Origin of the sequence: Noviherbaspirillum sp. (assembly GCF_035254865.1) — a bacterium.
Lineage (GTDB): Bacteria > Pseudomonadota > Gammaproteobacteria > Burkholderiales > Burkholderiaceae_D > Noviherbaspirillum.
The window spans coordinates 1-10,891 of record NZ_DATFAF010000046.1; the positions used below are offsets into that span (position 1 = coordinate 1).

The following is a 10,891-nucleotide window of genomic DNA, read 5'->3' on the forward strand; positions in this document are numbered from 1 at the left end:
CTTCGCTTCGCCGCCAAACTTGCTCGACAGCACTGTCGCGATCGCTGCAGTCAGCGTGGTCTTGCCATGGTCAACGTGACCAATCGTGCCCACATTCACGTGCGGCTTCGTCCGCTCAAACTTGCCTTTTGCCATTTTAGATTTCCTTCAAAAAGAACGATTTGTTAAGTTGTGTTGAATTGCGAAGGCCGGCCGTTGAATATGGCCGGCCTTCGGCTTTACTTGGCCTTGGCGCTGATGACGGCGTCAGCAACGTTCTTCGGCGCTTCTGCGTAGTGCTTGAATTCCATCGTGTACGTTGCGCGACCTTGGGTCAACGAACGCAGCGTGGTGGAGTAGCCAAACATTTCGGACAGCGGAACTTCGGCGCGAACAATCTTGCCGCCGCCCGGGATGTCATCCATACCTTGGATCATGCCGCGACGGGAGGACAAGTCGCCCATCACATCGCCCATTTTCTCTTCCGGGGTTTCGACTTCAACTGCCATCATCGGCTCAAGCAGAACCGGATTGGCCTTGCGGCAGCCATCCTTGAACGCCATCGAACCGGCCATGCGGAACGCGTTTTCATTCGAGTCCACGTCGTGGTAGGAACCGAAGATCAGCGTGACCTTGACGTCAACAACCGGGTAACCCGCCATAACACCCGTCGGCAGCGTATCGATAATGCCCTTCTCAACCGCAGGAATGTATTCGCGCGGGACGACACCGCCCTTGATCGCGTCGACGAACTCAAAGCCCTTGCCGGGTTCTTGCGGTTCGATCTTCAGAACGACGTGACCATATTGACCACGACCGCCGGACTGTTTGACGAACTTGCCTTCGACCTCTTCGCAGGTCTTGCGAATCGTTTCGCGGTATGCCACCTGCGGCTTGCCGACGGTGGCTTCCACGCCGAACTCGCGACGCATACGGTCAACAATGATTTCGAGGTGCAGTTCGCCCATGCCGGAAATAATGGTCTGACCAGACTCTTCGTCGGTCTTGACGCGGAACGACGGATCCTCCTGCGAAAGACGATTCAAAGCGATACCCATTTTTTCCTGGTCGGCTTTGGTCTTCGGCTCGACAGCCTGGGAGATCACCGGCTCGGGGAATACCATGCGCTCCAGCGTGATCACGGATTCCGGGTCACACAGGGTTTCGCCAGTAGTTGCCTCTTTCAGACCAACCGCAGCGGCGATGTCACCTGCGCGAACTTCCTTGATTTCTTCGCGCTGGTTCGCGTGCATTTGCAGCAGGCGGCCGATACGTTCTTTTTTGCCCTTCACCGGGTTGTAAACGGTGTCGCCGGAATTCACCACGCCGGAATAGACGCGGAAGAAGATCAACTGGCCGACAAACGGATCGGTCATGATCTTGAATGCAAGCGCGGAGAACTTTTCATTGTCGTCCGCTTTGCGCACTGCAGGCTCTTCGTTCTCGTCCAAACCCTTGACCGGCGGGATGTCCGTCGGCGCAGGCAGGTATTCGATCACAGCGTCCAGCATCGCCTGCACGCCCTTGTTCTTGAACGCGGTGCCGCACATCATCGGGACGATTTCGCCGGCGATGGTGCGCATGCGGATCGCCTGCTTGATTTCGGCTTCGGACAAGTCGCCCTCTTCAAGGTACTTGTTCATCAGTTCTTCGTTAGCCTCGGCAGCTGCCTCGACCATCTTTTCGTGCCACTCGGCAGAGACGGCCTTCAGGTTCTCGGGGATGTCGCGATAGTCGAACTTCATGCCTTGGGAAGCGTCGTCCCAGTAGATCGCCTTCATCTTGACGAGGTCGACAACGCCTTCGAAGTTTTCTTCGGCACCGATCGGCACTTGGATCGGGATCGGGTTCGCCTTGAGGCGAGCGCGCATCTGCTCGTAGACTTTGAAGAAGTTCGCACCGGTACGGTCCATCTTGTTCACAAATGCGAGACGCGGCACGCCGTACTTGTTGGCTTGGCGCCAAACCGTTTCGGATTGCGGCTGCACGCCACCGACTGCGCAATACACCATGCAGGCGCCGTCGAGCACGCGCATGGAACGCTCCACTTCGATGGTAAAGTCAACGTGACCCGGGGTATCGATGATGTTGATGCGATGCTCGGGGAAGTTGTTGGCCATGCCCTTCCAGAAGCAGGTCGTCGCGGCCGAGGTAATGGTAATGCCGCGCTCTTGTTCCTGCTCCATCCAGTCCATGGTCGCCGCGCCGTCATGCACCTCGCCCAGCTTGTGGTTCACGCCGGTGTAGAACAGGATGCGCTCGGTAGTGGTGGTCTTACCAGCATCGATGTGAGCGGAAATACCAATATTGCGGTAGCGCTCGATGGGGGTCTTGCGAGCCATATTCAATCCTAAGTCTTTTAATGGTCGAAAACCGAGCGCCACTTTATGCAAGAGATGCGCCCGGTTTTGACCGATTTACATTGCTGGGCCTTCAACGATGCGAAGGCTACTATTCAAATTACAATCAGAAACGGAAGTGAGAGAACGCCTTGTTGGCTTCTGCCATGCGGTGCACTTCGTCACGCTTCTTCATCGCGCCGCCGCGGCCTTCAGCGGCTTCCATCAATTCGCCGCCCAGACGTTGCGGCATCGACTTCTCGCTGCGCTTGTTGGCGGCTTCACGCAGCCAGCGCATGGACAGCGCCATACGACGTACCGGGCGAACCTCCACCGGAACCTGATAGTTGGCACCGCCAACGCGACGGGATTTCACTTCCACCATCGGCTTGCAATTGTTGATTGCGGCGGTAAACACTTCCAGCGGATCCTTGCCGGATTTTTGCTTGATATGATCAAACGCACCGTAGATGATGTTCTCGGCGACCGATTTCTTACCGGACAGCATCAGGACGTTGACAAATTTCGCGACATCAACATTACCGAACTTCGGATCAGGCAGAATTTCCCGTTTCGGGACTTCACGACGACGTGGCATTTCGATTCCTTTCACTCTTCAGTTGAGCTGCAGCACTGAGTGGTTTGCTGCTCGCTCGCGGAGGCCATCATGACCATCCACTTACTCGACCCATTCGGGGCCGACTCACAATCCGCGCGGTGAAGCACCGGGAGGCGAACCTCCTTGCGGAAAACTTGATTACTTCTTGGCTGCGCCGGCCTTTGCGCGCTTGGCACCGTACTTCGAACGGGCCTGCTTGCGATCCTTGACGCCCTGGGTATCCAGCGCGCCGCGCACCATGTGGTAACGCACACCCGGCAAGTCCTTCACACGGCCGCCGCGAATCAACACGACGCTATGCTCTTGCAGGTTGTGGCCTTCACCGCCGATGTACGAAATGACTTCGAAACCGTTGGTCAGACGCACCTTGGCGACCTTACGGAGCGCCGAGTTCGGCTTCTTCGGGGTCGTGGTGTACACACGGGTGCAAACGCCGCGTTTCTGCGGGCTGTTTTCCAGCGCCGGCGATTTGCTCTTCACAGCAGCGGAAACCCGCGGCCTGCGAATCAGTTGATTGATGGTTGGCATCGGTCTAAATCCAACAAAATTACAACGTTAATAAAAATACAGCTCCGAAAACGATTGTCCGGAACCAAGTGGGGGAAATCATTGCGCCCCAAAAGGGCTTCGATTCGGGGCAAAAGGGATAAGCGTTACGAAAGGCGGGAAAACTGACCAAAGAACGCTTAGGCCTTGGGTAGCCTAAAATCGAGAACTCGCGAGTATATCCCCATAACTGCGCTTCGTCAACCAGACTAGGCGATGAAGTTCGAATGTGCAACCTTCTCCGTGGCATTCGCTTTTCCCGCCCGGCCGTCGGACGCCTGCTTTCGCGGGAGGACGGCGCAATACAGCAACAAGGCATGCGGATTGATGGCAGCAAATACTTTCTCGTCATAAACTGATGCATTCTGCGCGACTTTGCGTTGCGAGCACAGGTTTTGATTGAAGTCATGCATCCCCAGCTACGTCCGGCCAATCTCTTTATTCTTCTTAGCTACCTTACTTTGTCGGCGGTGCCATTCATCCCGCTGGCATTTGGACGTCCGGTGGATAATCCTGCGCGGATTATCGCAATGGAATTTGTCGCATGGCTGGCTGTATGGGCAATATTCAAGCGACCCGCCTGGTTTCACTGGCTGCTCATTCCCGCGTTTCTCGCACTGCCGATCGAAATCTACCTGAATGTCTATTACAACCAGGGAATTTCGACGCATCATCTGGGAATCATCGCTGAGACGAGTCCGAAAGAAGCATTGGAGTTTCTTGGAAATAGGGTATGGCTGCTCGGAGCGGTTGCGGTTGGCGTCATCGTCTGGTGGTGGGTGAGCTGGGAGGCTGCATTTCGGACGCGGGATCTGGATTGGGACGATGTCTCCCGTTGGGCGACAATTGTCGTGCTGGCGGCCGGAATGGGCATGTGGACATACGGGCAGGAATTCGGCATTGAAGCTGCATCGGCTTCGGCAAGCAACGATGGAAGCAGCGAGATCGCTCGCGATGCAAGCGAGTCAGCGGCGCCGTCAACTCCACTCCATGATCCGCGCCTGCCAAAGTTGCCTGCATGGGCACGCGTGCCACTTGACGTCGCCTCGTTCGGTACGACATGGCCATTCGGACTCGCGCTGCGGGGCCATGAGTTTTGGAAGGAGCGCAAGTACCTGGCCGAACTGACCCACAAGAGCAGCTTATTCACGTTTGGCGCCCACCAGGCCGGCCCGCTCGATATTCCACAAGTGGTTGTGATGGTGATCGGCGAGTCCTCGCGCTACGATCGCTGGAGCTTGAACGGCTATAAGCGCGAAACCAATCCCCTTTTGAAAAAAGAACAGAACCTGGTCAGCTTTTCGAATGTGGTGACTGCGGTATCCGCGACACGCTTGTCCGTACCGGTACTGGTTTCCCGCAAGCCGGCACGCCAGAGTTTACAAGCCGGGTTTTCGGAAAAGTCGTTCTTGACGGCGTTCAAGGAGGCGGGATTCAAGACCTACTGGCTATCTAACCAGATGTCGTATGGCCAATTCGACACGCCCGTCTCGGTGTTTGCAAAAGAAGCGGATGTGACCGAATTCCTGAATCTGGGCGGATTCACAAACAACTCGAGCTACGATGAGATTCTGCTCGATCCTCTGCGCGCCGCCATCAAAGACCCATCGAAGAAAAAGCTGATCGTGCTGCATACACTCGGCAACCACTGGAACTATAGCCATCGATATCCGACGGAATTCGACAAATGGCAGCCGTCGCTCTTTGGCATCGCTAACCCGGCGTATACCGACGTTGCGATGAAAGCTCAGCTGAACAACAGCTATGACAATTCCATTCTGTATACGGATTGGTTTCTTTCACAGGTGATCGGCGAACTGAAATCGACGAAACAATTGACGGCCATGATGTATGTGTCCGACCATGGGCAAACGCTTTACGATGGCAACTGCAATCTCGCCTTCCACGGGCACAATACGCAGTTCGAGTTTCATGTGCCTGCGTTTGTGTGGTACTCCGATCTGTACCGCGCTACGCATCCTGCCAAAGTGAATCAGCTGTTGAAGAACAAGCGTGCAAAGCTGGCAACGGAAAATATCTTCCATTCCTTGCTGGACCTGGCCGATATCCATTACAGCACCGAGCAGCTGGAGTGGAGCTTTCTGAACAAGAAATTCAGGTTGCATAAACGCTATGTCGATAGTTATGGCTGGACCGACTACGACAACGCAAGCTTCAGGGGCGATTGCCGCGAAGTGATCGACCGGGGGAGCCCACTGAAACAGGAAAAATAACAGGTCTGCCTGGGACGGAGACTGGCGTGCGTCTGCCCGGGGCTCGATGACGCCCGACTGCTCAAGCAGACCATAAAAAAACGGCACCGAAGTCGCCTTCGGTGCCGTTTGTCTTATCGAAACAGATTCGATCAGCCTTCGCCACCCTCCGGTGTGCCCAGGCTTCCAGCAATTTCCTCCTCGCCGTGAGCAGCACGGGCCTGCTCTTCGGCTTGCAGCAATGCTGTCCGCTCTTCCGCTTCCCACGACTCCTTTTCCTTGCGAGCGCGATGGTAGGCCAGGCCGGTACCCGCCGGGATGAGGCGGCCGACGATAACGTTTTCCTTCAGTCCGCGCAGGCCATCCTTCTTGCCCATGATCGCGGCTTCGGTAAGCACGCGCGTGGTTTCCTGGAACGATGCCGCAGAAATGAACGAATCCGTCGACAGCGACGCCTTGGTAATACCGAGCAGTACGTTTTCGTACGTCGCCGGACGCTTGCCTTCAGCGATGACGCGATCGTTTTCATCCAGCAGCTCGGAACGCTCAACCTGCTCGCCCGGGATGTAGGAAGTATCGCCGGCATCGACCACTTGCACGCGACGCAGCATCTGGCGCACGATCACTTCAATGTGCTTATCGTTGATCTTCACGCCCTGCAGACGGTACACGTCCTGCACTTCGTCGACGATGTAGCGTGCCAGCGCTTCGATACCCAAGAGGCGCAGAATATCTTGCGGATCGGCCGGACCGTCCACGATCATTTCGCCCTTGTTCACCACCTGGCCATCGTGCACCAGCACTTGCTTGTCCTTGGTAATCAGGAACTCGTGCTTGTTGCCATCCATGTCGGTAATTTCCAGACGCTGCTTGCCCTTGGTCTCCTTGCCGAACGCAACCGTACCGGTAACTTCCGCCAGCATGCCGGCATCCTTCGGCGAACGCGCTTCGAACAGTTCGGCCACGCGAGGCAGACCGCCGGTAATGTCACGAGTCTTTTGCGACTCGGTCGGGATACGTGCGAGCACTTCACCCACCGAGACTTGCTGACCGTCTTTCACCGTGATCAGCGCGCCAACCTGGAAGCCGATCGTTACTGCGTGCTCGGTGCCGGCGATCTTCACTTCCTCGCCCTTCTCGTTCAGCAGTTTCACTTGCGGGCGCAATATCTTGGTAGCCGAGCCGCGACGTTTCGCATCGATTACCACCAGTGTGGACAGGCCGGTCACTTCGTCGATCTGCTTCGCAACGGTGACGCCTTCTTCGACGTTCTCGAACTTCACCGTACCGGTGTATTCGGTAATGATCGGACGGGTCAGCGGATCCCAAGTCGCCAGCGCGGTGCCGGCCTTGATGGCGAGGCCATCCTTGACCAGCAAGGTTGCGCCGTAAGGCACCTTGTGACGTTCGCGCTCGCGGCCAATGTCGTCAGTGATCAGCACTTCGCCGGAACGCGAAATCACGATCTGCTCGCCCTTGCCATTGGTGACGTAACGCATCGTCGCGGTGAAACGGACCGTGCCGTTCGACTTGGCTTCGACCGACGAAGCGACTGCCGCGCGCGATGCCGCACCACCGATGTGGAACGTACGCATCGTCAGCTGGGTACCCGGTTCGCCGATCGACTGTGCTGCAACCACACCAACCGCTTCGCCGCTGTTCACCAGGGAACCGCGGCCGAGGTCGCGGCCATAACACTTGGCACACAGGCCGTAGCGCGTATCACAGGTGAGCGGCGTGCGGACCTTGACTTCGTCGATGCCGAGGCGTTCGATATTTTCGACGGCATCTTCGTCCAGCAAGGTACCGGCTTCGAGCAGCGTCTCCTGGGTTTCCGGATTGACGACGTCAGTCGCGGCCACGCGGCCGAGAATGCGGTCGCGCAAGGCTTCGATCACCTCGCCGCCTTCGACCAGCGCCTTCATGGAAGCGCCGTTGGTGGTGCCGCAATCGTCTTCCGTCACGACCAGATCTTGAGTCACGTCGACCAGACGACGAGTCAGGTAACCTGAGTTCGCGGTCTTCAACGCGGTATCGGCCAAGCCCTTACGAGCGCCGTGTGTCGAGATAAAGTACTGCAACACGTTCAGGCCTTCGCGGAAGTTCGCGGTAATCGGCGTCTCGATGATCGAGCCGTCCGGCTTGGCCATCAGGCCGCGCATACCGGCGAGCTGGCGGATCTGCGCCGCTGAACCGCGGGCACCGGAGTCGGCCATCATGTAAATCGCATTGAAGGATTCCTGGGTGCCCTTGGTGCCGTCGCGACGGACCACATCTTCAACCTTGAGCTGCTCCATCATCGCCTTGCCGACTTCGTCACCGGCCTTGCCCCAGATGTCGACCACCTTGTTGTAGCGCTCGCCTGCAGTCACGAGACCGGAAGCGTACTGCTGCTCGATCTGTTTCACTTCGTGCTCGGCTTGCGCAATGATGGTGTGCTTCTGCGGCGGCACCAGCATGTCATCCACGCAGATGGAAATACCGGCGCGGGTTGCGAGGCGGAAGCCGGATTGCATCAGCTGGTCGGCGAATACGACGGTTGCACGCAGGCCGCACTTGCGGAACGACGTGTTGATCAGCTTCGAAATCTCTTTCTTTTTCAGCGCGCGATTCAGCACGGTGAACGGCAGACCCTTCGGCAGGATTTCCGACAGGATGGCGCGGCCAACGGTGGTCTCGTAGCGCTTGATCGTCTTCACGAATTCGCCAGTCGCCGGATCCTTCGGATACTCGGTGATGCGAACGGTGATACGGGTCGTCAGCTCGACTTCCTTGTTGTCGTACGCGCGGATCACTTCCGACACGTCCGGGAACATCATGCCTTCGTTCTTGCCATTGATCTTTTCGCGCGTTGCGTAGTACAGACCCAGCACGATATCCTGGGACGGCACGATCGATGGTTCGCCGTTGGACGGGAACAGCACGTTGTTGGACGCCAGCATCAGCGTGCGGGCTTCCATCTGTGCTTCGATCGACAGCGGAACGTGGACAGCCATCTGGTCGCCATCGAAGTCGGCGTTGAACGCCGCGCAGACCAGCGGATGCAGCTGGATGGCCTTGCCTTCGATCAGAACAGGCTCGAACGCCTGAATGCCGAGACGGTGCAGCGTCGGCGCACGGTTCAGCATGACCGGATGTTCGCGGATGACTTCTTCCAGAATGTCCCACACCACCGGCTCCTGCACTTCGACCAGCTTCTTCGCAGCCTTGATGGTGGTTGCGAGACCCATCAGTTCCAGCTTGTTGAAGATGAAGGGCTTGAACAGTTCGAGTGCCATCAGTTTCGGCAGACCGCACTGGTGCAGCTTGAGCTGCGGACCCACCACGATGACCGAACGGCCGGAGTAGTCGACGCGCTTGCCGAGCAAGTTCTGACGGAAGCGGCCGCCCTTGCCCTTGATCATTTCAGCCAGCGATTTCAGCGGACGCTTGTTGGCGCCGGTCATGGCCTTGCCGCGACGGCCGTTGTCGAGCAGCGAGTCGACGGCTTCCTGCAGCATGCGCTTTTCGTTACGCGTAATGATTTCCGGCGCGCGCAATTCCATCAGGCGCTTCAGACGATTGTTACGGTTGATGACGCGACGGTACAGATCGTTCAGGTCGGAGGTCGCAAAGCGGCCGCCGTCCAGCGGCACCAGCGGACGCAGTTCCGGCGGTAGCACAGGCAGCACTTCCATGATCATCCAGTCCGGCTTGATGCCGGAACGCTGGAATGCTTCGAGCACTTTCAGGCGCTTTGCATACTTCTTGATCTTGGCTTCGGACTTGGAATCCTTCAGCTCCTGACGCAGCGTTTCCACTTCGCGGTCGATGTCGATCGAACGCAGCAGTTCGCGAATGCCTTCCGCGCCCATGAAGGCGGTGAAGTCGTCGCCGTACTCTTCGTACTTGGCCGCATAATCGTCTTCCGACATGATCTGGCACTTCTTCAGCGGCGTCATGCCGGGATCGGTCACGACATAGGCTTCGAAGTAGAGCACGCGTTCGATATCGCGCAGCGTCATGTCGAGCACCATGCCCAGACGCGACGGCAGCGATTTCAGGAACCAGATGTGCGCGGTCGGCGAGGCAAGTTCAATATGGCCCATGCGCTCACGACGCACTTTTGCGAGCGTAACTTCCACGCCGCACTTTTCGCAGATCACGCCACGATGCTTCAGGCGCTTGTACTTGCCGCACAGGCACTCGTAGTCCTTGATCGGACCAAAGATCTTTGCGCAGAACAGGCCGTCGCGCTCCGGCTTGAAGGTACGGTAGTTGATCGTTTCCGGCTTCTTGACTTCGCCATAGGACCAGGAACGGATTTTTTCGGGTGACGCAAGACCAATCTTGATCGCGTCGAATTGTTCGCTTTGCTGAACTTGCTTGAATAAATCGAGCAGTGCTTTCATGTATCACTCCAGTGTGGCGTGAATAAAAATATCTTTGCTTCGGTACTGCATTGCCGGCGGCGGATTACTCGCACCGCCGGCTTCGGTTTCCCGACTAGTCGCGTTCCAGATCGATATCGATACCAAGCGAACGGATTTCCTTCACCAGCACGTTGAAGGACTCCGGCATGCCGGCGTCGATGACGTGGTCGCCCTTGACCAGATTCTCGTACACCTTGGTACGGCCGGTCACGTCGTCCGACTTCACCGTCAGCATTTCCTGCAGCACGTAGGACGCGCCGTAGGCTTCCAGTGCCCAGACTTCCATCTCGCCGAAACGCTGGCCGCCGAACTGCGCCTTGCCGCCCAGCGGCTGCTGGGTGACGATCAGTTCCACGTCCAGGCACAGCGACTGCAGCTCGCGGATGAGCACGTTGAACGATTCCGGCACACCCGGCTCGATCGCCGCCTCGCCCTTGACGATGGCCTCGTAGATCTTGGTGCGGCCATAGACATCGTCGGACTTCGCGGTCAGCAGCTCCTGCAGGATGTAGGCGGCGCCGTAGGCTTCCAGGGCCCAGACCTCCATCTCGCCGAAACGCTGGCCGCCGAACTGGGCCTTGCCCGCCAGCGGCTGCTGCGTCACGAGCGAGTACGGTCCGATCGAGCGGGCGTGGATCTTGTCGTCCACCAGGTGCGACAGCTTGAGCATGTAGATGAACCCGACCGTGACCTTCTGCGCGAACGGCTCGCCGCTCTTGCCGTCGTGCAGCACGGTCTTGCCCGTGCTCGGCAGGCCGGCCTGCTTGAGATAGTCCTTGATCT

Annotated in this window: 6 protein-coding genes and 1 pseudogene; 1 reads left to right on the forward strand and 6 read right to left on the reverse strand. The window is 57.6% G+C overall.

The features are described from left to right. The 4 genes from VJ651_RS12325 to rpsL form a co-directional block, all read right to left on the reverse strand. The coding region (locus tag VJ651_RS12325) for a GTP-binding protein (protein WP_292936124.1) at positions 1 to 135 on the reverse strand (135 nt) is incomplete at its 3' end. A gap of 83 nt (positions 136 to 218) precedes the next feature. Beyond that, the gene (fusA, locus tag VJ651_RS12330) at positions 219 to 2,321 is read right to left on the reverse strand and encodes an elongation factor G (RefSeq protein ID WP_324107743.1); all 2,103 of its coding nucleotides are present in this window, start codon (positions 2,319 to 2,321) and stop codon (positions 219 to 221) included. A 124-nt stretch (positions 2,322 to 2,445) separates the two neighbouring features. Beyond that, entirely contained in the window at positions 2,446 to 2,916 is a 471-nt protein-coding gene (gene rpsG, locus VJ651_RS12335; protein ID WP_136417881.1) for a 30S ribosomal protein S7, read from the reverse strand. A gap of 159 nt (positions 2,917 to 3,075) precedes the next feature. Further along, the gene (gene rpsL, locus VJ651_RS12340) at positions 3,076 to 3,465 is read right to left on the reverse strand and encodes a 30S ribosomal protein S12 (RefSeq protein ID WP_136417882.1); all 390 of its coding nucleotides are present in this window, start codon (positions 3,463 to 3,465) and stop codon (positions 3,076 to 3,078) included. Positions 3,466 to 3,890: 425 nt separating this feature from the next. On the opposite strand from rpsL, the gene VJ651_RS12345 reads away from it, so the two are divergent. Then, positions 3,891 to 5,717 carry a phosphoethanolamine transferase gene (locus tag VJ651_RS12345; protein ID WP_324107744.1) on the forward strand — a complete coding sequence of 609 codons (1,827 nt, stop codon included), beginning with the start codon at positions 3,891 to 3,893 and terminating at the stop codon, positions 5,715 to 5,717. Positions 5,718 to 5,848: 131 nt separating this feature from the next. Here the strand turns inward: VJ651_RS12345 and rpoC are convergent, their stop codons facing one another. Both rpoC and VJ651_RS12355 read right to left on the reverse strand, forming a co-directional pair. Continuing rightward, positions 5,849 to 10,087, reverse strand: coding sequence for a DNA-directed RNA polymerase subunit beta' (gene rpoC, locus VJ651_RS12350; RefSeq protein ID WP_136417884.1), 4,239 nt, complete (start codon positions 10,085 to 10,087; stop codon positions 5,849 to 5,851). A 94-nt stretch (positions 10,088 to 10,181) separates the two neighbouring features. After that, a pseudogene (locus VJ651_RS12355) lies at positions 10,182 to 10,891 on the reverse strand (hypothetical protein); the annotation flags it as partial.